This window comes from Phenylobacterium sp. VNQ135 (assembly GCF_049445735.1).
Taxonomy (GTDB): Bacteria; Pseudomonadota; Alphaproteobacteria; order Caulobacterales; family Caulobacteraceae; genus Phenylobacterium.
Window position 1 is genome coordinate 138,257 of record NZ_JBMSDS010000004.1, and the last position, 24,682, is coordinate 162,938.

Genomic DNA, 24,682 nt, shown 5'->3' on the forward strand with positions numbered 1-24,682 from the left:
GGCCGCGTCGCCGCGGCTTCAAACCTGTTGTGATCGCTGGCCCGCGCTGGGGCGGCCGCTCCGCCGCACGCGGAGGATCAAGCGGCCGGAGGCGTTTCAGCGGAGGACCAGACGCCGCTCACCGAGATCAGCCGCGCTCGTCGCGGGCTCGCCGCTCAGACCTTTCTCCTGGTGGCTGAGCAGATAGGCGGTGATCGCCAGCGTCTCGCTTTCCGAAAGGGAGCCGGGATCCTCGGGCGGCATGGTCGCCCGGATCTTGGCGTAGAGGGATCGGATCGTCTGGCCATGCCACTTGCTCTGGAAGGCCTCGCCACGCAGGGGCGTGCCCTTGGCCCCGGAAAGGTCGGCCGCGTGGCACTCCACGCACTGGGTCTCGTAGAGCTGGCGCCCCGCCTCTGCCTGCTCCTTCGAGAAAGGAGCGCCCTCCGCAGATGGCGCGGCGCCAGCGGTCGCGGCCGTCCAAGCGCCCAAGGTCGCGAGGGTCGCCGCGACGGCCATGCCGGTTCCGATCTTCATGCCAACGTCCACGCTCCTGGGCTCGCACCTGACGATGAGCCCTCGCGATCCACGAGAGGCAATCGGCGCCGTGGGCGGTGCGCCGAAGGCACCGAGACCGCCCCCCACGGGAGATTGCCGCGGTCGTTCCAGCAACTTCGTCTAAGTTGGACATTCTATCCAACGAGGTCCCGATGCGTCCGTTCATCGCCAAGATCACGCGGCTGGGCGCCGCGGGCGCCGTCGCCATGGCTCTGGGGATCGGCTCGGCCGCGCCGGCGCGCGCCGAGGCCCCGATCGTCCGCACCGAGAGCGGCCTCGTGCGCGGCGTCGTGGAAGGCGGCGCCTCGACCTTCTACAGCATCCCCTACGCCGCGCCGCCGACCGGCCAACGCCGCTGGCGCGCCCCCGCCGCCGCCGAACCCTGGCGAGGCGTGCGCGATACGAGCCTGGCCGGTCCGGCCTGTCCGCAGCCCGTCCCCGGCAACGGTCGTCCGAACCTGGGCGGGATCAGCGGCGGGACGGACGAGGACTGCCTGCAGCTCACGGTGTTCGCGCCGCCGCGCGCCCGGAAGGCCCCGGTGATGGTCTGGATCCATGGGGGATCGCACCGCACCGGCGCGGGCTGGGTGACGAGCGGGGCCGCCTTCGCCCGCGACGGCGTGATCCTCGTGGGCGTCAACTACCGGCTGGGCCCGCTGGGCGCCTTCGCCCATCCGTCGCTGGCCGGGGAAGCCGGACCGGGCGGGGCCGCGGGCAACTACGGCCTGATGGACCAGATCGCCGCCCTGAAGTGGGTCCGCCGCAACATCGCCGCCTTCGGAGGCGATCCGGACAACGTCACGCTGTTCGGGGAGAGCGCCGGCGGCGTCAGCGTCCAGTTCCTGATGGCGGCGCCGGAAACGCGCGGCCTCTTCCGCCGCGCCATCGTCCAGTCCGGCGCGGGCTGGTTCCGGCCGACGGGCCTGTCCGAGAAGCTGGAGCAGGGCAAGACCATCGCCTCGGCCCTGGGACTGGAGGCGCCCACCGCCGATCAGCTTCGCGCCGTCCCGGCGGACGATCTCATTGCCAAGGCCTGCTGCGAATTCTCCCCCTTCGTGGACGGCGTTCTGGTGCGCGAGACGCCTACCCAGACCTTCGCCGCGGGCCGAATGCCGGACGTGCCGCTGATCATCGGCTGGAACTCCGGCGAGGACGTGCTGATGAGCCCCTCGCGGCCGCACCTGGCGACGCAGGTCACGCCCGAGATCCGCGCGGCCTATCCCGAGGAGGCGGCGGCCGGCGAGACCGTGCTGGCGCGCGCCAACTTCGCCGATCGCCACATGGGCGCACCCGCCCGCTGGATCGCCGCGCGAGCGGCCTCGGGACAACCGTCGTGGCTCTACTATTTCAGCTATGTGGCCACGCGGCTGCGGCCGCGGCCCACCGCCTGGCACGCCGACGAGATCGACTTCGTGTTCGACTGGTTCGATCCCCGCACCTCGCCGGCCAAGGCCATCAGCGACGAGGATCGCGCCAAGGCCGCGCAGATGCACCGCTGCTGGGTGAGCTTCGCCAAGGCGGGCAGGCCCGACTGCGGCCCCGGCGTGACCTGGCCCGCCTACACGCCCGAAGGCGACGCCCTCCTGGACATCGGCCGCGATGTGCGGGTGGTGCGCGGCTTCCGCAAGTCGCAGCTGGACGCCCAGGAGCGCCTGGTCCTGCCGGGACTGCTGACGCCCGGCACGCCGTGATCGGGTGCCAGCGAAAAAGGCCGCCCGGCCGAAGCCGGGCGGCAGGGACAGGACCGTGCTCGACGCCCCGGCCTGGAGGAACGATGGACCTCAAGCGGGCGGCGACGCCGCCGCGGCCTGCGCCGCCAAGGTCCGGTAGAGAGCCCGGACGCCGAAGGTCCATGGCGGCGCGGCGTCGGTGGCCACGACGCGGTTGATCAAGGCGCCGAAGCGCGGCGAGCGGATGCGGACGACGTCGCCGGCCTTGTGGGTGAAGCCGCGGCCGGGCGCCTCGCGATCCTGGGTCGGCGTGAACAGCGTGCCCAGGAACAGCATCGCGCCGTCGGGATATTGATGGTGACGTCCGAAGGTCTGGGCCACCAGCTCCAGCGGATCGCGGCTGATCCGCCCCATGTTGCTGGCGCCTTCGAGGCGGAAGCCGTCGGCGCCGACCACCGTGAGTTCGAGCTCGGCCGTGCGGACCGCGTCCATGTCGAAGCCGGCGTCGAAAAGGCGGATGAAGGGGCCGATGGCGCAGGACGCGTTGTTGTCCTTGGCCTTCCCGAGCAGCAGCGCGCTGCGGCCCTCGAAGTCGCGGAGGTTGACGTCGTTGCCGAGGGTCGCGCCGACCGGTCGTCCGGCGGAGTCGCACGCCAGCACCACCTCCGGCTCGGGATTGTTCCAGACGGAGTCCGGCCGCACCCCGACTTCGGCGCCGCAGCCTACCGCCGCCATGGGCTGGGCCTTGGTGAAGATCTCCGCGTCGGGGCCGAGGCCGACCTCCAGGTACTGGGACCAGAGGCCCTGGGCCTGCAGGACCTCCTTCAGGCGGGCCGACTCCGGCGACCCGGGCTTCACCCGGGCCCATCCGTCTCCGAGGTTGCGGGTGAGGTCGTCGCGCAGGGCGGCCGCGTCTTCGGCGGAGCCGCCGGCCCGCTCCTCGATAACGCGCTCGAGCATGCTGTCGGCGAACGTCACGCCGGCCGCCTTCACGGCCTGAAGGTCGCAAGGCGCCAGAAGCACAGGCCCCTCGCCCTCCCCCGCCGTCGCGGCCGCCACCGCATACAAGCTCGCGAGACGGCGGGCCGGCGCGTCACGCACCCGCGCGGCGACATCGGGCAGGTCCAGCAGGTCGGCCATCGTAGGCGCCAACGCGCCGATGTCCCAAAGGGCGCCGTCGCGAACCGTCACGAGCACGGGTCCCGACGGCGGTTCCGGGCGCCATACGCGGCCGACGAGGACGGCCGCCGCGGCGTCGTCGGGCAGGAGGTCGTTCGGGTCCAGGTTCATCAGGTCACCCCATAGAAGGCGGCCGCGGTCCCCCCGCGGACCCGCGCCAGGTCGGCGGGCGACAGGCCGGCCAGCAGCCGGTCGGCGGCGGCCGACCACGCGAGATAGTCGCCGTTGAGGTTGAGCACCGGCCAGTCGCTGCCCCACATCAGGCGCTCGGCCCCGAAGGCCTCCACCAGAACATCGACGTAGGGCCGCAGCACCGCGTCGTCCCAGCCAGGCGCCGCCTCGGTGACCAGGCCCGAGAGCTTGCAGCAGGCCTTGGTCTCATCGGCGATGCAGGCGATCCAGCTGCGCCAGGCCGTCAGCGCCCCGCCGGCGATGTCGGGCTTGGCCCCGTGATCGATCACCGCGCGCAGACGCGGATGCCGGCGCATCCGCTCATAAAGCGCGGGCAGGTGCCGAGGACGGACCAGGGCGTCGAAGCACAGGCCGGTCTCCTCCAGCGCATCGAACACCGGATCGAGGTCCCCGCGGGCCAGCCAGCGGTCGTCGGCGAGATCCTGCACCATCGGACGGAGGCCCACCAGGCCGGTGCGTTCGGATGCGGCCCGGACCCTGGCGGCCGCATCCTCCGCCTCGAAGTCGATCCAGCCGACCACGCCCGCCACGAACGGAGCCGTGGCCATCAAGCCCAGCAGGAACGTGGTCTCGGCCTCGCTGGGCGCAGCCTGGACCAGGATGGTCCGGTCCATCTTCGTGGCGGCGAGAAGCGGCGCCAGGTCCGCGGGCAGGACGTCGCGCACGATGCTCGAGGGCGCATCGTCAAGCCAGCCGTAGTCGCCTCGAGCGGGCCGCCAGAAATGCTGGTGCGCGTCAATCCGCATGGCGATCCCCGGCGGGTCGGATCACCCCTTTCCTCAGGATCAGGTTGCCGTAGAGCCGCGTCTCGCCCGTGGCCGCCACGGCGAAGGCCGCCCCGGCGCGGTTATAGAAGGCCTCGCGTTCGAGAAACCCGACCGGCGCGCCATAGCCCGCCGCGCGCAGGGTCGATTCGAACGCCGCGGCGATGGCGGGGGGATCGTCCGCCGGATTCACCGTGGCCATGCGCCAGACCGCCACCGGCTCGAAATCGTCGAGCGGCAGGACCGAGACGACCGCCTGCAGCATCCGAACGGCGTCGACGCCTTCGCTGCGGCAGAGCCGCCGTGCCCGCGCCGCCGCGGGAAAGTTCGCGTCGACGATGGCCAGTTCATCGCCGTGCCCCATGGCCCGCAGAACGCCCAGGAGATCCGGGCCGAGCAGAGGATCGACGCCCTTCAGCATGACGCCAGCACTGCCGGACGCGCGCCGCAGCGGACGTCCGCCTTCGATCCCAGGAGCTGTGACATACCAGGAACAAACATGTTAGTGACGGGTGTAGCCGAGGCCGCTGCAAGCAGCAAGCCCGAGCTTGGCTGCAGGAGCCGCGACCTAGCATTCCAGAATGTGCTAGATCACACTCTTGGGTGTGCGCAGGCGGCGCTTTGCATCTAGCGCTGAGACACGAGCCGCGTCGCGCCCGTCCGTTTGACAGGAACTAACATTCCAGCGATGGATGTACGCATGACGCTGCAGACCCAGGCTCGCGATCTTCTCAAGGCAGACCGCGTCTATCTCACGCTTCGCCGTCGCATCCGCGACCTGGAGCTCGCGCCGGGCGCGCCGCTGCGGAAGGAAGACATCGCCGCGGAGTTCGCGGTCTCCCGCGCACCGGTGAGCGAGGCGATCGCCCGTCTCGCCGAAGAAGGGCTTGTCGACGTCTTCCCGCAACACGGGAGCTTCGTTGCGGAGATCCGCGCGGCGGACGTGCGCGAAGGCCTGTTCATCCGCACGGGCCTGGAAGTCGAAGCCTGTCGCCGCGCCGCGGCCCTGAAGAGCCCGGCGCTCGGCGAAGCCCTGGCGTCGAACATCGACGAGCAGGAGGCGGCGCTCGCCGGCGGCGACCTTCAGCGATTCTACGAACTGGACGAGGCGCTCCACGCCCTGATCTTCGAGGCCCTCGGCCTCGCACGCGTCACGCGCTTCCTGGAGTCGGCCCGCGCGCCGCTCGACCGCATGCGCCGGCTCGTGCTGCCGAAGGGCGAGCGCCCGCAGGACACCTTGCGCGAGCATCGCTGGCTGGTGGAGGCGATCCGGGCGGGCGATCCCGAGCTGGCCGGCGCGGCCATGCGCACGCACCTCAACAAGGTGACCGAGGCGGTGGAGGCGCAGCTGCGTTCGGGCGACGCCGAGGGGGTCCGGTGACCCTGCCGACGCGGCGCCTTGCCCGCGCGCCGAGGCTGCCCGCCCTGACCACGCTCGGCTTCGGGGCCGCCCCGATCGGCAACATGAACCGGGCGCTCACCGAGGCCGAGGCCGAGGCCGCGCTCTCCGCCGCCTGGTCGGCCGGTATCCGCTATTTCGACACCGCGCCCCTCTACGGCCACGGGCTTTCGGAGATCCGGCTCGGCCGCCTCCTGCGAGGTCAGCCGCGGGCGGCGTTCGTGGTCTCCTCGAAGGTGGGCCGCGTGCTGGAGCCCTGCCCGCCCGGAATGCAGGACGCCGGCATCTATGTGGACGTGCCCCCGGTCCGCGTCCGGTTCGACTACACCTACGAAGGCGTGATGCGCGCGTTCGAGGGGAGCCTGCAGCGGCTGGGCCTCGACCGGATCGACATCCTCTACGTCCACGACGTGGACGCCCACACCCACGGCTCGGAGGCGGCCGCCGAGGCGCGCATCCGCGAGCTGCTGGACCGTGGCGGCTGGCGGGCCCTGGACGAGCTGCGCCGGACCGGGGCGGTGGGTGCGATCGGCGCGGGCGTCAACGCCTGCCGTCCCTGCGAAATCCTGCTGGAGGCGGCGGACCCCGACGTGTTCCTGCTGGCCGGGCGGTTCACGCTCCTGGACCGCAGCGCCGCCGCCGAACTCCTGCCGGCCTGCCAGGCTCGCGGCGTCGGGGTCGTCGTCGGCGGACCCTACAACAGCGGCGTGCTGGCCACGGGGGCCGTGCCGGGCGCCCGCTTCGACTACGCCCCGGCGCCGCCCGAGATCCTCGCGCGCGTGCGTGCTCTCGAAGCCATCTGCCGGGAGTTCGGCGTTCGCCTGGCCGATGCGGCCCTGCAGTTCCCGCTCCGGCATGCGGCGGTGATCAGCGTGATCCCCGGCGGGCAGACCGCCGACGAGGTGAGCCGCAACAGCAAGGGTTTCGAGGCGCCGCTGCCGGCGGCGCTGTGGAGCGCGCTCGAGCAGCAGGACGCCGCGCGAGCCGCTCCTGCTCAGCCTGCGAAGACGTAGGCGGTCTTCACCGCGGTATAGAACTCCGCCGCATGGCGCCCCTGCTCCCGAGGGCCGAAGCTGGACGCCTTGCGGCCGCCGAAGGGGACGTGGGGATCGACGCCGGCGGTGGGCAGGTTCACCATCACCATCCCGACCTTGGCCTGCTCACGGAACGCCGTCGCGAACTTCAGCGACTGCGTGCAGATGCCCGCCGACAGGCCGAAGGGCGTGTCGTTGGCCACGGCGAGGGCTTCCTCGAAGTCCCGCACCCGGATGACGGCCGCAACGGGCCCGAAGATTTCCTCCCGGGCGATCCGCATGCGGTTGTCGACGTCCACGAACAGCGCCGGGGACAGGTAGTGGCCCGGCGTCGACCGCTGGAGGCGCTCGCCGCCCATGAGCAGCCGCGCGCCCTCCTTGCGTCCGATCTCGACATACTCGCAGTCCTGATCGAGTTGCCGGCCATCCACCACCGGCCCGATCTGCACGCCGTCCTCGAGCGCATGGCCGACCACCAGCCGCTCCAGCCGCGCCGCCACCGCGGCCACGAACCGATCGTGGATTCCTTCCGTGACGATCAGGCGGGACGAGGCGGTGCAGCGCTGGCCGGTGGAGTAGAAGGCGCCGTTCACGGCGCAGTCGGCCGCCAGCTCCACGTCGGCGTCGTCGAGGACCACCAGCGGGTTCTTGCCGCCCATCTCCAGCTGGACCCGAGCGTTGCGGGCCATGCACGCCGCGCCGATCCGCGCCCCGGTGGCGGTGGACCCGGTGAAGCTCACGGCCTCGACGCGAGAATCCTCCACCAGCGCCGAGCCGATCACCGCGCCCCGGCCCATGACCAGGTTGAACACGCCGGGCGGCGCGCCGGCCCTCTGGAGGATGTCGGCCAGCGCCCAGGCGCAGCCGGGAGTAAGGTCGGCCGGCTTGAGCACCACGGTGTTGCCATACGCCAGCGCCGCGGCGGTTTTCCACGCGGGGATGGCCAGCGGGAAGTTCCAGGGCGTGATGAGGGCCGTCACCCCGAGCGGCTCGCGGGTCACGGCGACCTCGACGCCCGGCCGCACCGACCGCTGGGCGTCGCCGTAGACCCGCAGCGCCTCGCCCGCAAAGAACTTGAAGATCTGGCCGGCCCGGGTCGCTTCCGCGACGCCTTCCGGCAGGGTTTTGCCCTCCTCGCGCGCCAACAGCCGGCCGAGTTCGCCTGCCCGCGCGACCAGCTCCGAGCCGGCGGCGTCGAGAATTTCGCTCCGCCGCTGGATCGAGGCCTGCGCCCAGCCCGGGAAGGCGGCCGCGGCGGCGGCGACCGCATCGGCCGCCAGGGCGGCGTCGGCCTGGCCGTATTCATCCACGATGTCGCGGGTGTCGGACGGATTGATGTTGGGAGCGGCGGCCGGCGCATCGACCCAGGCGCCGCCGATCAGGAGAGGCTTCATTGACGGCTCCGATCAGGTGATGACGCCGGGGACCCACGGCGTGAATTCCGCGTCCCCGAAACCGTGGCGTTCGCTGGCGCTCGGGACGCCGCTGGCCATCTCGATCAGGGCCTCGAAGATCTCCCGGCCCTTGTCGGCGATGGACACCCCGGCCTCGAGAATGTCGCCGCAGTTCACGTCGATATCGCCCGGCATGCGGCGATGGAGGTCGGAATTGGTGGCGAGCTTCAGGCTGGGCGCGGGCTTGCAGCCGAAGGTCGAACCCCGGCCGGTGGTGAAGGCGATCAGGTTGGCGCCCGAGGCGACCTGGCCCGTCGCCGACATCGGGTCGTATCCCGGGCTGTCCATGAAGACGAGACCCCGGGTCGGCAGGGGCTGGGCGTACTCGATCACCGCCTCGAGGGGAGAGCTGCCGCCCTTTGCGACAGCGCCGAGGGACTTCTCGAGGATGGTGGTGATGCCGCCGGCGATATTTCCGGCCGAGGGATTGTCGTTGAGCGAGCCGCCGTCGGCAGCCGCGTGCGCGGTCCACCAGGCGATGCGGTCGTCCAGGGCGTCCGCGACCTCGGGCTTCGCCGCCCGCGCCTTGAGCAGATGCTCGGCGCCGTAGATCTCGGGGGTTTCGCTGAGGATGACCGTGGCCCCATGCGCGACCAGCAGATCGGCCGCGGCGCCCAGCGCGGGATTGGCGGTGACGCCGGAGAAGGCGTCGGAGCCGCCGCACTGCAGCCCGAGCGCGAGGTGCGAGAGCGGCTCGGGCGTCCGCACCGCGCCCGCGGCGATGTCGAGCAGTTCCTCGATCGCCCGGCTTCCCGCCGCGATGGTCTCGAGCGTCCCGCCCGTCGACTGCACGTCCATGGTCCGCAGGTGGGCCACGCCCTGGCAGGCCTGCGCCAGCGCGGAGAGTTCGTTGCTCTCGCAGCCCAGCCCCAGCAGCAGGACGCCGGCGAAATTCGGATGGCGGGCGTAGCCGGCGAGCGTGCGGCGGAGCGTGCGGATGCCCTCGCTGTCGCGTCCCATGGCGCAGCCGTAGGCGTGGGTGAGCGCCACGACCCCGTCCACGCCGGGCCAGCGGCGGAGCGCCTCGCCGCGGTAGCGGTCCGCGATGGCGCGGGCCACCGTCGCCGAACAGTTCACGGTGGTGACGACGCCCACGAAGTTGCGGGTCGCCACCCGACCATCGGGGCGCCGGATGCCGGGGAAGGTGCGCGGCGTCACAGCCTCCCGGGCCGCCGCCGCGCCGACGAGCGCGCGCCGCGGTCCCAAGGCGCCCGGCATGGCGGCGTTATGCACATGCACGTGGTCGCCGGCGGCGATGGGCGCCGTCGCCACCGCGATGGTGTTCGCGTACTTCACCACGGGATCGCCGGGCGACAGGTCCCGCGTGGCGAGCTTGTGGCCGGCGGGAATGGCGGTGCGCACCGTCACGCCCTCGACCATCTCGCCCGGCGCGAACGGCGAGAGCGCGACGACGACGTTGTCGCTGGCGTGCAGGCGCAGGTGACGCACCGCCTCGGACATCCCTAGGCCCGGGCCGCCAGGAAGGCGTCGACGGTCCGGGCGTCCACGACCTCGGTGCCGAGCTCGATCCGCTTCGGCGCCGGCTCGCCCTTCAGGATGCGCAGCGACTGCTCGATGGCCTCGGCGCCGGGCGGCTCGTAGACGAAGGTGGCGGTCAGGGCGCCGTCCTTCACCCACTTGGCGCCCTCGTCGGGCAGACCGTCGATGCCGATGAAGCGGATCTCGTCCTGTCGCCCGGCGTCCTTGGCCGCCAGATAGGCGCCGTAGGCCATCGGATCGTTGTGGCCGTAGACGAGATCGATGCGCGGATGCGCCTTCAGGGCCGAGGCCATGATGTTGTAGGCGCGGTCCTGCTTCCAGTCGGCGTCCTGCCGGTCGACCACGCGGGTCACGCCGGGCTCGGCGTCGATGGCTTCGGCGAAGCCCTTGTGCCGCTCCTGCGCGGGCGTCGAGGCCATGCCGCCCCAGATCTCGACGATGCGGCCCTGGGCGCGGCCCTTGCCGCCCAGCAGATCGACGGCGTAGGCGCCCGCCATCCGGCCGATCTTCAGGTTGTCGGAGCCGATGAACTGCCGATAGGCGTCGGTGTCGACACCGCGGTCGAGCACGATGACGGGGATGCCGGCCGCGGCGGCCGCGTCCACGGCGCCGGTGAGGCCGGCGCTCTCCTTCGGCGACACCAGGATCAGATCGACGCGCTGGCGGACGAAAGCCTCGATGTCGGAGACCTGCTTCTCGGTCCGATCCTGACCGTCGGCGATCACCAGCTGCAGCTCGGGATGCTTCGCCGCCGCCTCGCGCATCTCGCGATTGAAGAGCACCCGCCACGGCTCGGTGGTGGTCACCTGGCTGAAGCCCAGCCTCCAGCGCGCGCCGTCCGACTTGCGACCGCAGCCGCTGAGCGTCAGGCCCGCCAGGCCCGCGCCGAACGCCAAAGCGAAAGACCGTCTGTCCATCACGCGGTGTCTCCTGACCGGCGCGGCCCCGGCATCCGGCCCTGCTGGAGGGCGACGGCGGCGATGATGATCGCGCCCTTCAGGACGAGCTGCGCATTGCTGTCGATGTTGCAGAGCTGGAAGATGTTGGTGAGCAGCCCGAAGATCAGGACGCCCGCCAGCGTGCCCAGCACGCCGCCCTTCCCGCCCGCGAGGCTGGCGCCGCCGATCACGACGGCGGCGATGGCGTCCAGCTCCAGACCGACCCCGGCGTCGGGTTTGCCCTGCCGGTACTGGGCCGCATAGAGCAGGCCCGCCAGGGCGGCCAGCAGCCCCGAGATGGCGTAGACCAGGATCTTGGCGCGGCCCACGGCGATGCCCGCCAGCCGGGCCGCCTGCTCGTTGCCGCCGATGGCGTACACCTCGCGGCCGAAGCGGAAGCGGTTGAGGAGGACCCAGGCGGCCGCGGTGACGGCCAGGAAGATCAGTCCCGGGGCCGGGACCCCGAACAGACTCGCCCGGAAGAGTTCGAAGGTCGGCGACGCGTTGCTGCCCGTATAGACGGGATAGACGGACTGGTCGGCGCCGGCGGTGAGCCGCGCAATGCCCAGGACCGCCACCATGGTCGCAAGGGTGGCGATGAACGGCTGCAGCCGCCCGACGGCCACCACCGCCCCGTTCAGCGCGCCGACGAGGAGCCCGGTGGAGAGGACGAGGACGAGGGTCTGCGCGACGCCGAGCCCGCCGGTCAGCGCCGGACCGATCCAGACGCCGAGCCCGACGGCGGCGAGCGCCCCGAGCGCGGCCCCGGCCAGATGAGCGGCCCATCGGGGAAGATGCGCCGCCAGCCGGACCGCCGTGGCGGCATAGACGCCGGCGCCGACCACGATGGCGCCCGCGCCGACGCCGACGACGGCGCCCCCGTGCCAGCCGTCCTGGGTCAGCAGCATGGCGGTCAGGGTGCAGCCGAGCGCCATCAGCGAGCCGACGGAAAGGTCGATCCCGCCGCTGAGGATCACGAAGGTCATGCCCACCGCGATGATGCCGGTGATCGAGACCTGACGCAGGACGTCGGTGAGGTTGGGCAGGCTCAGGAAGATGTTCGCGCCGGCGGAATCGAGCGGCGAGATCGCCGCGCCGGCGGCCACCACCAGGAGCATGCCCCAGTAGAGTTTGGTCGCGCCCACCATGGCGAGCACGCGTCCGCCGCGCACGTCCATCACGCCGCCTCCCGAGATTCGAAGGCCGGCTGCACGGGGCCGCCAGCCGAAGCATAGTCCAGCAGGATCTCGGCGTTGGCCTCGCCCCGGCCGAACAGCGCCGTCGGCCGCCCGTCCCGCAGCACCAGGATCCGGTGCGAAAGCGCGAGCAGCTCGGGCCAGTCGGAACTCGCCAGCAAGGTCGCCACGCCGGCGGCCGAGAGCTCCTCGAGCAGGCCGTAGAAGGCCGACTTGGCGCCCACGTCGACCCCGCGCGTCGGCTCGTCGAGCAGCAGGAGGTCGGGTCGGCGGGCCAGCCACTTGGCCATGACGACCTTCTGCTGGTTGCCGCCGGAAAGCTCGCCGACGCATTGGCCGGGGCCGGTGGCCCGCACCGAAAGGCGCCGCATCATCTCCTCGGCGAGCTTCGCCTCGCCGCCCCCCGACACCCAGCCCAGGCGGCTGAGGCGATCCAAGGAGCCCAGCGCGATGTTGCCGGCGATCGATCCGCCGAGCACCAGGCCGGTCGCCTTGCGGTCCTCGGTCACATAGGCCATGCCCGCGGCGATGGCGTCGCGCGGATCGCGCGGGCGATAGCGCCCGCCGCGCAGGCGCATGTCGCCGCTCCAGTCCCGACCGGCGACGCCCGCCACCACCTCGAGCAGTTCGGTGCGCCCCGACCCCATGAGGCCCGCAAGGCCGAGCACCTCGCCGGCGTGGAGGCGCAGCGCCACGCCCTCGAGCTTCGGCCTGGGGCCCGAGCCGCGCCGCGCCAGGTCGGAGATCTCGAGGCGGACTTCGCCGCCGGGGACCGCCAGGTCCCGTCGGTCGCCGCGCGCATCCGGTTCGGCGATCTCGCGCCCGGCCATGTCGCGGATGAGCTCGGCCCGGGACACCTCGCCCGCCGGCGCGTCGCGCACGACGCGGCCGTCGCGGAGAACAAGGATGTGCGAGGCGACGGCGAGCACCTCGTCCAGGCGGTGGGAGGTGAAGATGAAGGCCGCGCCCTCGGCCCTCAGCCCCGCGACGAGGTTCAGGAGGGTGTCGGCCTCGGCGGCGGAGAGCGCCGCCGTCGGCTCGTCCAGGATCAGCACCCGCGCGCCGGTGGCGAGGGCTTTCGCGATCTCCACCAGCTGCCGCTCGCCGATCGACAGCGATCCCACGCGTTCGGACGGCGCCCGGGAGACGCCGAGGCGCGCAAGGAGGTCCCTCGCCGCGGCGTTCATCGCCCGTCGATCGATGAGGCCCCGACGAACCGGCTCGCGGCCGAGGAAGATGTTCTCGGCGATGGTCATCTCGGGCGCGAGCTGCAACTCCTGATGGACCATCGCCAGGCCCGCGCCATGCGCGTCGGCCGGGCCGCGCATCACGAGCTCGCGCCCGCACACCCGCAGGCTCCCCGCGTCCGGCCGGATGGCGCCGCAGAGGATGTTCATGAGCGTGCTCTTGCCGGCGCCGTTGAGGCCCATCAGCGCCAGCACCTCGCCCGGGCGAAGCTGGAGCGAGACCCCGCGCAGGACCGGCGTGGGGCCGAAGCTCTTGCGCAGATCGACGGCCTCCAAGACCGGGGCGGCAGGCCGCGCGTCGGGATGCGGCGACACCGCGTCCGCGCGATCCGGATTTTGTTCGGCCCCCGTCATTGACATGTTAGTGCCACGTCGAGCGCGGATGTTCTAGTGGTTTTTGCGGACGACTATTCCACCTTACATGTTAGCGATGCCGCAGCTAGGCCTCGCCGCGCCCCATCGCCTCGAGGAACCGCGGAAGGGTGATGTTGCGTCCGCACACCACGACCGCGACCGTGCGGCCTGCGAGCCGCCCGGCGCAGGCCTCCAGGCCCGCCAGAGCGAGACCCGCGGCGCCCTCCACCATCCAGTGTTCATGCTCGGCGATCGCCCGCATGCCCGCGGCGATGCGAGGCTCGTCAATCTCCACGCAGGTGGGCGCCAGGGCCTGCGCCAGCCCGATGGTCACGGCGCCGGGCTCGACGCCGCCGGCGGTGGCGTCGGACAAGGTTGGCCCCTCCTCCACCTCGATCGCCTGACCCGCGGCCATGCTGCGCAGCAGGCTGGGCGCGTTCGCCGGCCAGGCGCCGATCAGCTCCACCTGCGGCCGCTCGCTCGCGAGAACGGCGCCGACGCCGCTCAACAGTCCGCCGCCGCCCACCGACACCACCACTGCGTCGAGGTCGGGACTCTGCTCCAGCAATTCCACCGCCAGCGTTCCCTGGCCCGCGATCACGTCGAGATCGTTGTACGGGGAGACGTAGCAGAGGCCCTCCCGTTCGGCGGCGGCCCGAGCGGCGACCTCGGCGACCAGGGAATCGCCGTCGTGCAGGACAAGCCGGGCGCCCTGCGCCGTCATGGCCTGCAGCTTCGCGGGCGAGGCCGCCCGGGGCGCATGGACCGTCACCGGAACGCCGAGCTCCCGGCCCGCCGCGGCCAGCGCCATCCCGTGGTTGCCGGTGGAGGCGGCGACGACGCCGCGCCGGCGATCGTCTTCGCCCAGACGCGACAGCTTGGTGAAGCCGCCCCGGAACTTGAAGGATCCCGTGGGCAGAAGATGCTCGCACTTCAGCAGCACCCTGCAACCGTACCGGTCCGACAGGCCGAGGCTGTGACTGAGGGGGCTCGGAGGTGTTCGCGTTCTGAGACGTGTGGCGGCGTCACGCGCAGAGGACGCAAGGCGCGGCAAGACACCGGCGGATAAATCGTGCATATTCAGTGATGTAGACACCCTGAACGCCCCGGGCCGGAGTTGCCGGCGCCCCATTGCCCCCGGTCAGGTTGCATGCTATTTCCAGAATAGACGGACTGTCAAATTCAACCGGGAGACGGTATGCCCGAGCTGACCGATAACCAGGCTTACACCCCGGCGCTGGAACCCAGTTTCGCGGTCGCAGAGGGCATTGCGGCGCTGTTCGCGCCGTTTGTCGAGGTGGCGATCCACGACCTCGCCAGCGAGTCCGTCGCCTATATCGCCAATCCCCAGTCGCGGCGCACCCCCGGCGATCCCTCGCAGCTGGAGGATCTGAACTTCGATCCGAAGCAGCAGGTGATCGGCCCCTACGAGAAGACCAACTGGGACGGCCGGCGCATGAAGTGCGTCTCGGTGGTGCTGCGGGACGCCGGCGCGCCGATCGGGCTGATGTGCATCAACGTCGACGTCTCCAGCTTCGACCAGGTGCGCCGGGCGCTGGACGGCTTCCTGGGCGCACCGCCGCAGGACGAAGGGGTCCGCGCGCTGTTCGTCCACGACTGGCACGAGCGCATCAACCGGTTCGTCACCGACTGGTGCGCGGAACGGAAGGTGCAGATCTCCGAGATCGACCGGCCGTCGCGGCGGGAACTGATCCGCGGCCTGCAGGGCATCGGCGCCTTCGAAGCGCGCCGGGCTCCGGCCTATGTCGCCCGGATTCTCGGCGTCAGCCGCGCCACCGTCTACAACGAGCTCGGCGCGCTCCGGCAGGATTCGAAGTCGGCGTGAAATGGTTCGGCAAGGACGCCATCCTCGCGGCGATTGATCCGGACCAGGCCGTCGAGACGATCGCCCAGGCGTTCCGGGATCACTCCGCGGGGCGCGTGCAGTCGATCGCGGTCGGCCACCTGAGATTCGATCGGCCGCCGGGCGACGTGCACGTGAAGGGCGCGCACATCGACGGCCGGCAGCTCTTCGCGATCAAGATGGCGAGCAGCTTCTACGAAAACCCGGCCCGGGGCCTGCCCTCCAGCAACGGCCTCATGCTGGTCTTCGACGCCGAGACCGGCGCGCCGCTGGGGGTGCTCTCCGACGACGGGGCCCTCACCGATCTCAGGACCGCTGTGGCCGGGGGGATCGCTGCGCGGCTGATCGCGCCTGACGAGACCACCACCATCGGCGTGGTGGGCGCCGGAACCCAGGCCGCGCTCCAGGCGCGGTGGGTGAAGCGCTGCACCGGGGCCCGCGACATCCGCATCTGGGCGCGTTCGGCGGCGCGGGCGGAGGACCTTGCCGGCCGGCTGCGCGCCGAGGGCGAAGTCGCCCATGCGGTGGAGGATCTGGCGGCGCTTTGCAGCCAAGCCGACCTCATCGTGACGACGACTCCGGCCCGCGCCCCCCTCATCGGCCTGCAGGCGGGGCGCCCCGGTCTGCGGATCGTCGCGGTGGGCGCCGACGCCTCCGGAAAGCGCGAACTGGCGCCCGAACTGGTCCGCGCCGCCGACTACCTCTTCGTGGACTCCCGAACCCAGTGCGCGGCGTACGGCGACAGCGCCGGCGTGGCGCCGCCAGGGGGAATGACCGAGATCGGGGAGGCGCTCGCCCAGCCCCCTGCGCGGCTGCCGGCCGACGCCATGGCGATCGCGGACCTGACCGGCATCGGCGCACAGGACGCGGCCATCGCGGAACTGGCCTGGCGCAGCCTCAACGCGTGAGAGGACCTGCCTTGTCGAAGCTCTTCAGATCGGCGGCCTCGACCGCCTGCTCCCTGATCCTTGCGGCGGCGATCGCCGAAGCGCCTGCCCGGGCCGAGACGGTCGCAAGCCCGTCCCAGGCCTTTCAGCCGAGCGCCGCCCAGGCGACGCTGATCGAACGCGCGCGGGCCCTGGGGGTCACCGATCTGACCGCAAAGGCCGGGCCGCGCGGCGGCCTGATCCTCAACGGCCGGCTGGCGGGCCGGCAGTTCGCGCTGGCGATCCCCGCGGAGTGGAAAGGCGAGGCGCTGCTCCACGCCCATGGCTACACCCTGCCCGGCACCCCGCTGGAGGTCCATCAGGACCCGTCAAGCCCCTTCTCCGGCGGCAGCGGGATCATGTCGATCGCCTATGAAGACGGGCTCGCCGCCGGGCACAGTTCGTACGAGAAGGCCGGGATGGCCGTCGAAGCCGGCGCGGTCAGCACGCTGCGGCTGCGCGACCTGATGAAGGACCTCGGCGCGAAGCGGATCTATGCCAGCGGCGCCTCCATGGGCGGCAACATCGTCCTCGCCATGATCGAGGAGCGTCCGGACGCCTTCGACGGCGCCTTCGCGCAATGCGGCGTCACCGACGGGTGGGAGCGTGAACTCGAGCAGCTGACGGATATGCGGGCGGCCTACATCGTGCTGACCCGGGGCACCCCGTACGCACTTCCCGGCGGACAGGACGCGACCCGCTCGGCGATGCCGATCCTCCCACCGCCCGGCGTCGCCTATCTCACCTTCCAGCGGGAGCAGGTCACGCGCCTCACCGCGCCCATCGCCGCCCTCTTCCAGGCGGCGGAGAAGGCTCCGGACGGACCCGAGGCCCGCATCATCCGGCAGGTCGCCTCGATCGGCGGGTTCGAGCCCGAGCTGGCCTCCTTCTTCTACCCATTGATGCTCCTGTCGTTCGGCGCGGACGACATGCGAGCGACCTTCGGCGGACAGATCTACGGCAACGTCGGCAAGGTCTACCGCTCGGCCGAGATGACCGAGCGCGAGCAGGCGGCGTTCAATCGCGACGTGCAGCGGTTCACCGCCGACCCGGCGGCGGTCGCGCAGGCCCGGCGCTGGAAGCAGGTCACGGGCCGCTTCCGCACGCCCCTGGTGACGATCCACAACCGCATCGACTCGCTGGTGCCTTATGCCCAGGCGGAAGGCCTGGGACGCATCGTCCGGAAGGCGCGCAACGACGCCCATCTCGTCCAGTTCGTCGCGCCGCCCGTGAAGGCGCCGCTGCCGATCGGCGGGCAGGGCTACGATCATTGCGGCTTCACGCGCGACGAGCTGCGCAACGGATTGAACAGCCTCCGCACGTGGGTCGAGGACGGTCGCCGGCCTGCCGAGGCGGCGGCTCCCTAGCCGGCCTTCAGGCGGGATACTCGTCGAGCGCGGAGCCCAGGCCTTCGCGCAGGGGCGCCAGCCACGGCTCGAACCGCCGCCACCGGCCGATCCCGTCGGAAGACAGCGGCCGGCGAACCTGCTCGGCGCTGGCGGTCCGCACCGGCCGCGCGTTGCGGTGGAACTCCAGGCAGCCTGGATGGAAATCGAGGCCGCAGGCGTCCAGCAGGGCGCGGATCTCGGCCTCCGGCTCGGCCACCAGGCGCTCGTGGAACACGCGATGCACCCGCCCCGGCAGGACTTCGTCGACATGCGCCATGAGGGTCACGTAGTCCGCATAGTAGCGGCCGATGTCCTTCAGATCGTAGGCGAAGGCCTGGCCCCGGGCGAAATGCTGGACGAAGCACGACACGCCGCAGTCCAGCGGATGGCGCCGCGCGTCCACGATCCGCGCGTTCGGCAGAATCAGGTGGATCAGGGCCACGTGCAGCCAGTTGTTCGGCATCTTGTCGATGAAGCGGCGCGCGCCCAGGCGGCGATGGGGCCGGGTGTCCGCCAGATAGCGACGCCCGAGCTCGGACAGCTGCGCCTGATCGAGGGCCAGCATTTCGTCGACATAGGTGCGGCCCTGCCGCGAGGCCTGGGCCTGGAGCTCGCCGGCGATGGCGGTGATGTCCGGGAGCTCCATCGTGCCTTCCACGTCGGGATGGCTCGCCAGGATCTGCTCGAGCAGGGTGGAGCCGGACCTCGGCAGGCCGACGATGAAGATCGGATCGTCCGCCGGCTCTCCCGAGCCGCTTCGCGAGGCCGCCGCGGCGGCGTCGAAGCGCGCGCGCACCTCCGCCACGTGCGCGCTCGTGGCGTCGGCGTCGTACGGGAGCTGGGCGTGGCGCATGGCGTTGCCGCGGGCGTAGTGATCGAAGGCCTCGGCGTTGCGGTCCTGGGTCTCCATCGCCCGGCCGAGGGCGAAGTGCAGTTGCAGGCGATCGTCGTCAGTCGCCGCGGGATCCGTGAGAGCCGCCTGCATGGCGTGCGTCTCGTCCGACGTGAAGCGATAGGTCTTGAGGTTCGCCAGGCTCCACCACGCCTCGCCGAGCGTCGGGCGCAGCGCCAGGGCGCGCTGGTAGGAGGCGATGGTTTCGGCGCTGCGTCCGACGGTCTTCAGGGCATGGCCGCGGCTGAGCCACAGCCTGGCGTCGCGGCCCGGAGCCTCGTGGGTCAGGAGGCGCTCGTAGTCGGCGATCGCCGCGTCGTAGTCGCCGGCGCGGCTGAGGATGGCGGCGCGTGTCGAAAGGTAACCCAGATTGTCGGGCGCGGCGGCGAGCAGTCGCTCGATGTCCTCCCGCGCGGCCGCCGAGCGCCCCTGACGATGACGGGCGACCGCGCGGTTGTAACGGGCGGCGTCGAACCCGGGCGCAAGCTCCAGCGCGCGGTCGAGCAGCGCCTCGGCCTCCGGCAGCCGCTCGATGCGGATCGCCAGCTCCGCGAGCATGCGGATCGCCGCGACTTCGGTGGGCCGCGCCTTCAGGATCGCGCGGATCCGGGCCTCGGCCTCCTCGATGCGCCCGGCGGCGAGCGCCTGGGCGGCGGCCACCATCTCCGGGTCGCCCGCAGCCGCCTCGACCTGGCGCAGGTAGGCCTCCGAGGCGGCGTCCCGGTCGCCGGCGACCCAGAGCGCATCGCCCAGGCGCCGCCAGGCATGAGGATGCCCCGGCTCGCGGACCAGCAGCTCACGCAGGCGCGCGGCAACGCCCGCAGCCGTGTCGGCTGCGGGCGCGTCCTGCGCTGAACGGATCGTGGGGAGGATTCGGTCCGTCGCGGGCCTCCTAGAACTCGTATCCCAGCTTGATGCCGACGTTACGCGGTCGGATCGGCACCTGGTAGATGCGGGAGCACACCGCCACCGGACAGGAGGTGAGGCGGGCGAGTTCGCCGCGGCTGTCGAAAACGTTCCGGGCGTAGACGCTCAGCCGCCACGTGTCCCAGGCCGCTCCGGCGCTCAGGTCCAGGGTTTCGAACCCGGGACTGATGCCCTGGCGGATGCGGTCGCTGATCCTGAGGCTGCTCCAGTTCGAACCCTGGTGCGCCCCCGTGGCCTCCACGAACATGTCGGCCTCGTTCATCGTCCACTCGTAGCGCACGGACAGCGAGCCCTTGAACTTGGCCGAGAAGGGCAGGCGCGAGCCTTCGAGCGCAATCGGCGAGGCGCACGTCACGATCGGGTTGCCGTTGGCGTCGATGCGACCGCAGTAGTTCTCGAGCAGCTCGGCGTCGAGGAACGAGGCGGCCCCGCTGACGGTCAGGCCGTCCATCAGCTGCACGGCGAAGTCGGTCTCCAGGCCCCGGACCCGCGCCTGGCCGACGTTGCGGACCTCGGCGATGTTGGCGGTGGTCTGCACGAAGAGCTGGAAGTCGTCCCACTTGTCCGAGAAGACCGCGCCGTTGAAACGCACCCGCCCGTCGGCCCAGGTGGTCTTCCACCCGGCCTCGTAGTTCTTGAGGTAATCCGGCTCGTAAGGGGCGGAGACCGGCGCCCGGTTGATGCCGCCGGGACGGAAGCCCTCCGAATAGGTCACGTAGACCATCCGGTCGTCGTCGATCTTCCACGTGGCGTTGAAGCGCGGCGAGAAGCCGTCGCCCTTGGCCCTGCGGTTGACGTTGGTGCACGGGCCGTCGCCATAGATCGTGGGACCGGTGCAGTTCCGCTCGCTGGAGCGCAGGCCGAAGAAGCCCACGAGATGCTGCTTGGCTTCGAACAGGCGCCCGCCGGCGGTCAGCGTCAGCCGCGGCAGCACGTCGAACGAGATCTCGCCGAAGGCGGCGTAGTCGCGGTCCGTCCGCTGCTGGTCGGTGAGCCACTGGGTGTTCGGCCAGCCGGAGACCGAGATCGCCGAGCCGAGGCCCTTGATGCTGTACTGGCTCTGCAGCTCGTGCCGCTGCTCCTGATAGAACAGCCCGCCCACGGCGCGCAGGCGATGCTCCTGCGGCGTCGCCACCCGGATCTCGTGGCTGTCACGCGTGTAGCGGCTCACCGAGTGCGTGGTTTGCGACGGGTCGATGGGGGTCCCGGCGTCGTTGACCCACAGCGCGCCCGCGCCGAAGAGCGTGTCGTAGAAGTAGGAATAGTCCGAATAGTCGAAGTGGGTGTTGAACTTCCGGTTCAGGTAGGCGCCCGCGTAGGTGACGTCGAGGTCGCCCACCTTGCCCTGGATCGTCAGGGCCGCCTGCCAGTAGGTGTCGTCGCGGTGGTCGCGGAAGAAGCGTTCGGTCTCGAGGTCCCGGCCCAGGATCTGGTAGCCGTTGCCGTCGGCCTCGGTCTTCTGGATCATGAAGCCCGGCGTGACGGTCCAGTTGTCGTCCAGGTCGACCCGCAAGGCCGCGCGCGCGCCTGAAACCTCGACGTCGTTGAAGTCCTTGTCCGCAAGCGCGGCGTTGTCGATGGTCACCCCCGACGTCCGGTAGAAGCGGGTCGCGTGGACGTTGTCGATGTAGCCGGCGTCCAGGCGATTCCACGCCACCGCGCGCAGCGTGACGCGTTCGGCGAGCGGCACGTTGAGCATGCCGGCCAGCGAGTAGCCCAGGCCGCCTTTGAACGTCGCGTTGCCTTCGGTTTCGAGGCGGCCGCGGAAGACGCCCGGTTCGGGCTTGTTGGTGATGATCCGCAGCGTCCCCGACTGGGAGCTGGCGCCGTAGAGGGTGCCCTGCGGGCCCGCCAGGGCTTCCACCCGGGCGATGTCGAACATCTGGATGTCGAGCGTGCCCTGGATCGTGGTGACGGGCTGTTCGTCGAGATAGACACCGACGCTGGGCAGCGAGCCCGAGGCGCCGCCGTCAGGGCCGCTCGAGATGCCGCGGATGAAGATGTTGCCCACGCCCGGCACGATGTGACGGATCGAGACGCTGGGCAGGTGACGGGCGACGTCCACGAAGTCCTTGGCGTTCAGGCGTTCGATCTTCTCCTCGCCCAGCGCCTGGATGCTGAGCGGCACGTCCTGAAGGTTCTCCGCCCGCTTCTGAGCCGTGACGATGATCCCCTCGATCTCGCCGCCGCCGGTCGCAGCGCCTTGCGCCCATGCGGCGCATGGCAGCGCCAGCACCGAGATCGCCGCGCCGCACATGAGATGGGCCATCCGCCCGCGTCGCCGTTCCATCACAGCCTCCCCTGGTTATGGTTGTTTTGAATTCGTCTAAGTTGGAATATTTGTCAACACCAAAGCACGGCGTTATCCGGGCGGGCGGAGTCCCGGCCCGCATCAGGTCGCGGCTCTGGCCTCCCGCCGACGCCGGAGCGCCAGAACGGCGCCCGCCCCGAAGGCGGCGATCACGGCCGCCGCTGCGAGGCCCAGCATCGCCGCGCCCTGGCTGGAGAGGACGAGGCCGACCACGACCACCGCCCCGCCGCCAAGGGCCCGAGCCCACCGCCTTGCCGGGACCGACCGATCGCTTGCGCGCACGAGCGCGGCGCCGGCGATCGCATAGACGCAGAGCATGACGACGACGGCGGCGTTGATGACCATCGTGAACTGACGCCCGATCGACGGCTCGGCGATCAGGACGATGATCGCCGTGAGCAGAGCGCCGTTCGCCAGGAAGTTGCCGACCGAGGGCGGGCGGGCCGGCTCGGGTTCCGTCTCGATGCCGACGGCGAGGCTCCCCGCCGCGGACGTGAGCATCACCCACCCGCCCAGGGTTCCCGCCGCCTTGACCGCCGCGCACAAGGCGACCGCAAGCGCCAGCGAGCCGCCCGCCATCCGTTGGGCGGCGTCGGCGAAGGGGGCGGGCGAAGCGGCCAGCGCCTGGGCCGGTAGGATGCCGGTCAGCGCGGTGCATGCGGCCAGGTAGACCACGGCGGCGACCAGCACGCCGCAGAGGGTGGCGATCGGCGCCGTGCGCGTCGGATCGCGCAGCAGACCGGCGGCGACGCAGGCGCTCTCCAGTCCCAGGAAAGCCCACAGGACAAGGACGACCGCGCCCGGCAGCACTTCGGCGGCGGGGCGGCCGGAGACGTTCCAGGAGGCCCGGAACACGTCGGGGTCGAAGTAGAACCAACCGAAGATCGCCGCCGCCAGCACTGGGGCCAGGCCGGCGAGAAGGGTCCAGCCCTCCAGGTGAGCCACGATCCGCGGACCGAACAGGTTCAGGCCCACGAACAGCCAGACGACGGCGAGCGTGCAGGCCGTGGCGTAGTGCATCTGGGCCAGGACCGGGAACACGGCGCTGAGGTATCCGGTCACAGCCAGGGCGAGCGCCACATTGCCCAACACGCCCTGCAGCCAATAGAGCGCCGCGGCGACGAAGGCGGTCCGGGGGCCGAACGCCGCCGCGATGCTGCCGATGAAGCCCTGCCCGCCATCGCGCCCCAGGACGGACAGCCAGGCGAACACCCCGGCGAACAGCAGGGCCGCGGCGATCGCCGCCAGCCAGGCCAGGATGCTGATCGACCCGATCTCCCCCAGGCTGGCCGGCAGCAGATAAACGCCCGACCCGATCATGCTCCCGGCCACCAGCAGTGTGGCGAGGAAGGGGCCCAGGCCTTCGCGCGGCGCGCTCACCGTCTCAGGCTCAGCGCTTCCGCGCCATGGCCTTGAGGCCGGCGTCGATGTTGGCGAGCGCCTGGTCGGTGATGACGCCTTCGGAGAGCGGCTGCAGGTCCTTCAGGCGCATGCCCTTGAACTGGTCGTAGGACGGATGCGTGCCGAGGGTGGGCAGCTCGCGATTGAGCAGCTGGCGGCCTTCCCAGCTCATCATGATCGCCTCGATGGGCGAATCCAGGGTCAGCGGCCCGCCGGTGACGAACGCCGGCCTGGGCGGCTCCACGAGCGGCTTGAACTGCAGGGCCGCGTCGTCGGGCAGCTTGGGGAACGGGGCGTGGGGTTCGGCCTGGTACCAGAAGGCCACCGACGAATAGCCGTCCTCGAGCAGCCGGTAACGGGTCGGCGACTTCCAGCCCAGCCCCTGCAGGGTGATCTTCAGGTCCGAGCGGAAGTGGATCGGGTCGAGGATGTGCCAGCGGTACTGGGCGATCCGCCGCTCGCGGTCGGCCATGTAGTACTGGGTGGCCAGGTCGGTCTTGTTGTGGGCGTGGAAGCCGGCGTAGGCGGTGGAGTAGTCGGTCTCCTCCAGCTTGCCCGCGCCCCGGTGGCGGTAGCCGTAGGAGCCGAGGAAGTAGTCCTCCTCGCCGGTGTAGTTGAGGGTTGGGAAGTCCTTGTCCCCGTCGAGGTAGACCTTGACCTCGCCCTCGCCCCACCAGCCGGGGCTGAAGGCGTTGTGGGTCAGGTAGGTCCCGACGTAGTGGCCCCGCCCCCTGATCCCGTCGACGATGGTGTAGAGCTCCTTCGGCTTCAGCCGGTCCAGCATCCGGAACTGGGCGTGGAAGTAGGCCGCGTCGGCCGGCACCTTCTGCAGCGCGTAGTCGATCTGATAGTAAACTTCGTTGGTATGCTGGGAGCGGTTCTCGAGCTCCATGCGGAAGCGCTTGCGGAACGGCATCTGCCAGAAGCTGTTGAGGCCGCTCTCCGGATTGACCGCCACCACAGCCGAGTCGATCAGCCAGGTCGATTCCTTGCCGAAGGCCGAGGCGAAGAAGTCGCCCACCGGAGCCTCCACGGAAGGCGTCGCCTCGCCGTCCCAGTAGATGCGCAGGATCATCGAGCGATAGGAGCCCTTGCCGCCCACCGTCAGCCAGATGTGGTTGATGACGCCCGGCCCGTTGGCCTCGCCGAGCACCACCCGCTCGCCGGGTTTGATGACGATGAACGGGTTCACCTTCCAGCCGAACCCGAGATCCGTCGCCTCGGTGCGCGCGCTGCCCTTCTCGAGGGGCGTGCGGGAGCCGCCGCCCTTGGCGCCCGTCAGGTTCTCCGGACTGATCGAGCGGGTTTCGGCGTCGCTCAGCCGATAGAGCTCGTCGACCCGCGGGCGGGCCGAGCCGGAACCCGCGGTCAGGGCCAGGATCGTCACCAGCGCCAGGAGCAGGCGGCCTGGGCCGCGCGCGCCGAACTGCACCATCATCACCCTGCCCTCGCCGCCGCACCTGAAGAAGATGGAACGTTATTCCATCTTGGACTCTTTGTCTAACATCT

At 71.2% G+C, this 24,682-nt stretch carries 20 protein-coding genes and 1 pseudogene; 6 read left to right on the plus strand and 15 right to left on the minus strand.

Annotated elements, in window-relative coordinates; all coding sequences use genetic code 11:
- Positions 1 to 96: 96 nt before the first annotated feature.
- Positions 97 to 516, minus strand: a complete 420-nt coding sequence (locus ACO2Q0_RS15385; protein WP_423352400.1) for a c-type cytochrome — start codon at positions 514 to 516, stop codon at positions 97 to 99.
- 173 nt (positions 517 to 689) lie between these two features.
- Between ACO2Q0_RS15385 and ACO2Q0_RS15390 the strand changes: the two genes are divergently transcribed.
- A complete protein-coding gene (locus tag ACO2Q0_RS15390; RefSeq protein WP_423352401.1) occupies positions 690 to 2,228 on the plus strand; it encodes a carboxylesterase/lipase family protein in 1,539 nt (512 codons plus the stop codon).
- Between the two features lie 90 nt (positions 2,229 to 2,318).
- Here the strand turns inward: ACO2Q0_RS15390 and ACO2Q0_RS15395 are convergent, their stop codons facing one another.
- The 3 genes from ACO2Q0_RS15395 to ACO2Q0_RS15405 are packed head-to-tail and all read right to left on the minus strand — an operon-like array spanning position 2,319 to position 4,763.
- Entirely contained in the window at positions 2,319 to 3,497 is a 1,179-nt protein-coding gene (locus ACO2Q0_RS15395; protein WP_423352402.1) for a fumarylacetoacetate hydrolase family protein, read from the minus strand.
- Positions 3,497 to 4,324 (minus strand): amidohydrolase family protein, encoded by an 828-nt coding sequence (locus tag ACO2Q0_RS15400; protein ID WP_423352403.1) that lies wholly within the window; start codon positions 4,322 to 4,324, stop codon positions 3,497 to 3,499. The genes ACO2Q0_RS15395 and ACO2Q0_RS15400 overlap by 1 nt, the downstream gene beginning before the upstream one ends.
- Complete coding sequence (locus tag ACO2Q0_RS15405) at positions 4,314 to 4,763, minus strand: RbsD/FucU family protein (protein ID WP_423352404.1); 450 nt, start codon at positions 4,761 to 4,763, stop codon at positions 4,314 to 4,316. Before ACO2Q0_RS15405 ends, ACO2Q0_RS15400 begins: the two co-directional genes overlap by 11 nt.
- A gap of 279 nt (positions 4,764 to 5,042) precedes the next feature.
- Here ACO2Q0_RS15405 and ACO2Q0_RS15410 point away from each other — a divergent pair, with 279 nt between their 5' ends.
- Both ACO2Q0_RS15410 and ACO2Q0_RS15415 read left to right on the plus strand, forming a co-directional pair.
- Positions 5,043 to 5,723 carry a GntR family transcriptional regulator gene (locus tag ACO2Q0_RS15410; protein ID WP_423352405.1) on the plus strand — a complete coding sequence of 227 codons (681 nt, stop codon included), beginning with the start codon at positions 5,043 to 5,045 and terminating at the stop codon, positions 5,721 to 5,723.
- A complete protein-coding gene (locus ACO2Q0_RS15415; protein WP_423352406.1) occupies positions 5,720 to 6,754 on the plus strand; it encodes an aldo/keto reductase in 1,035 nt (344 codons plus the stop codon). Before ACO2Q0_RS15410 ends, ACO2Q0_RS15415 begins: the two co-directional genes overlap by 4 nt.
- Here the strand turns inward: ACO2Q0_RS15415 and ACO2Q0_RS15420 are convergent.
- The 6 genes from ACO2Q0_RS15420 to ACO2Q0_RS15445 all read right to left on the minus strand — a co-directional run bounded on the left by ACO2Q0_RS15420 (position 6,736) and on the right by ACO2Q0_RS15445 (position 14,596).
- Positions 6,736 to 8,169 (minus strand): aldehyde dehydrogenase family protein, encoded by a 1,434-nt coding sequence (locus ACO2Q0_RS15420; RefSeq protein ID WP_423352407.1) that lies wholly within the window; start codon positions 8,167 to 8,169, stop codon positions 6,736 to 6,738. The two genes, ACO2Q0_RS15415 and ACO2Q0_RS15420, sit on opposite strands and share 19 nt — an antisense overlap.
- Before the next feature lie 12 nt (positions 8,170 to 8,181).
- The gene (locus ACO2Q0_RS15425; RefSeq protein ID WP_423352408.1) at positions 8,182 to 9,690 is read right to left on the minus strand and encodes a UxaA family hydrolase; all 1,509 of its coding nucleotides are present in this window, start codon (positions 9,688 to 9,690) and stop codon (positions 8,182 to 8,184) included.
- A gap of 2 nt (positions 9,691 to 9,692) precedes the next feature.
- On the minus strand, positions 9,693 to 10,646 hold the full coding sequence (locus ACO2Q0_RS15430) for a substrate-binding domain-containing protein (protein WP_423352409.1): 954 nt from the start codon (positions 10,644 to 10,646) through the stop codon (positions 9,693 to 9,695).
- Entirely contained in the window at positions 10,646 to 11,845 is a 1,200-nt protein-coding gene (locus ACO2Q0_RS15435) for an ABC transporter permease (RefSeq protein WP_423352410.1), read from the minus strand. The genes ACO2Q0_RS15430 and ACO2Q0_RS15435 overlap by 1 nt, the downstream gene beginning before the upstream one ends.
- Positions 11,845 to 13,386, minus strand: a complete 1,542-nt coding sequence (locus tag ACO2Q0_RS15440; RefSeq protein ID WP_423352411.1) for a sugar ABC transporter ATP-binding protein — start codon at positions 13,384 to 13,386, stop codon at positions 11,845 to 11,847. The genes ACO2Q0_RS15435 and ACO2Q0_RS15440 overlap by 1 nt, the downstream gene beginning before the upstream one ends.
- 163 nt (positions 13,387 to 13,549) lie before the next feature.
- Positions 13,550 to 14,596: a threonine/serine dehydratase gene (locus ACO2Q0_RS15445; RefSeq protein ID WP_423352412.1), complete on the minus strand. Its 1,047-nt coding sequence runs from the start codon at positions 14,594 to 14,596 to the stop codon at positions 13,550 to 13,552.
- Between the two features lie 66 nt (positions 14,597 to 14,662).
- Here ACO2Q0_RS15445 and ACO2Q0_RS15450 point away from each other — a divergent pair, with 66 nt between their 5' ends.
- Genes ACO2Q0_RS15450 through ACO2Q0_RS15460 form a run of 3 tightly spaced genes read left to right on the plus strand, consistent with a single transcriptional unit; the run spans position 14,663 to position 17,621 of the window.
- A complete protein-coding gene (locus tag ACO2Q0_RS15450) occupies positions 14,663 to 15,310 on the plus strand; it encodes a helix-turn-helix transcriptional regulator (protein WP_423352413.1) in 648 nt (215 codons plus the stop codon).
- Positions 15,307 to 16,236, plus strand: coding sequence for a hypothetical protein (locus ACO2Q0_RS15455; protein WP_423352414.1), 930 nt, complete (start codon positions 15,307 to 15,309; stop codon positions 16,234 to 16,236). Before ACO2Q0_RS15450 ends, ACO2Q0_RS15455 begins: the two co-directional genes overlap by 4 nt.
- Before the next feature lie 11 nt (positions 16,237 to 16,247).
- Positions 16,248 to 17,621: an alpha/beta hydrolase family protein gene (locus ACO2Q0_RS15460; protein WP_423352415.1), complete on the plus strand. Its 1,374-nt coding sequence runs from the start codon at positions 16,248 to 16,250 to the stop codon at positions 17,619 to 17,621.
- A 7-nt stretch (positions 17,622 to 17,628) separates the two neighbouring features.
- Here the strand turns inward: ACO2Q0_RS15460 and ACO2Q0_RS15465 are convergent, their stop codons facing one another.
- The 5 genes and pseudogenes from ACO2Q0_RS15465 to ACO2Q0_RS15485 all read right to left on the minus strand — a co-directional run bounded on the left by ACO2Q0_RS15465 (position 17,629) and on the right by ACO2Q0_RS15485 (position 24,611).
- On the minus strand, positions 17,629 to 19,197 hold the full coding sequence (locus tag ACO2Q0_RS15465; protein WP_423352416.1) for a sulfotransferase: 1,569 nt from the start codon (positions 19,195 to 19,197) through the stop codon (positions 17,629 to 17,631).
- Positions 19,198 to 19,212: 15 nt separating this feature from the next.
- Positions 19,213 to 19,407, minus strand: a pseudogene (locus ACO2Q0_RS15470) (hypothetical protein); the annotation flags it as partial.
- A 19-nt stretch (positions 19,408 to 19,426) separates the two neighbouring features.
- Positions 19,427 to 21,751: a TonB-dependent receptor gene (locus ACO2Q0_RS15475; RefSeq protein ID WP_423352417.1), complete on the minus strand. Its 2,325-nt coding sequence runs from the start codon at positions 21,749 to 21,751 to the stop codon at positions 19,427 to 19,429.
- A 102-nt stretch (positions 21,752 to 21,853) separates the two neighbouring features.
- On the minus strand, positions 21,854 to 23,152 hold the full coding sequence (locus ACO2Q0_RS15480) for an amino acid permease (RefSeq protein WP_423352418.1): 1,299 nt from the start codon (positions 23,150 to 23,152) through the stop codon (positions 21,854 to 21,856).
- A gap of 10 nt (positions 23,153 to 23,162) precedes the next feature.
- Positions 23,163 to 24,611: a glycoside hydrolase family 172 protein gene (locus ACO2Q0_RS15485; protein ID WP_423352419.1), complete on the minus strand. Its 1,449-nt coding sequence runs from the start codon at positions 24,609 to 24,611 to the stop codon at positions 23,163 to 23,165.
- Between the last annotated feature and the right edge of the window lie 71 nt (positions 24,612 to 24,682).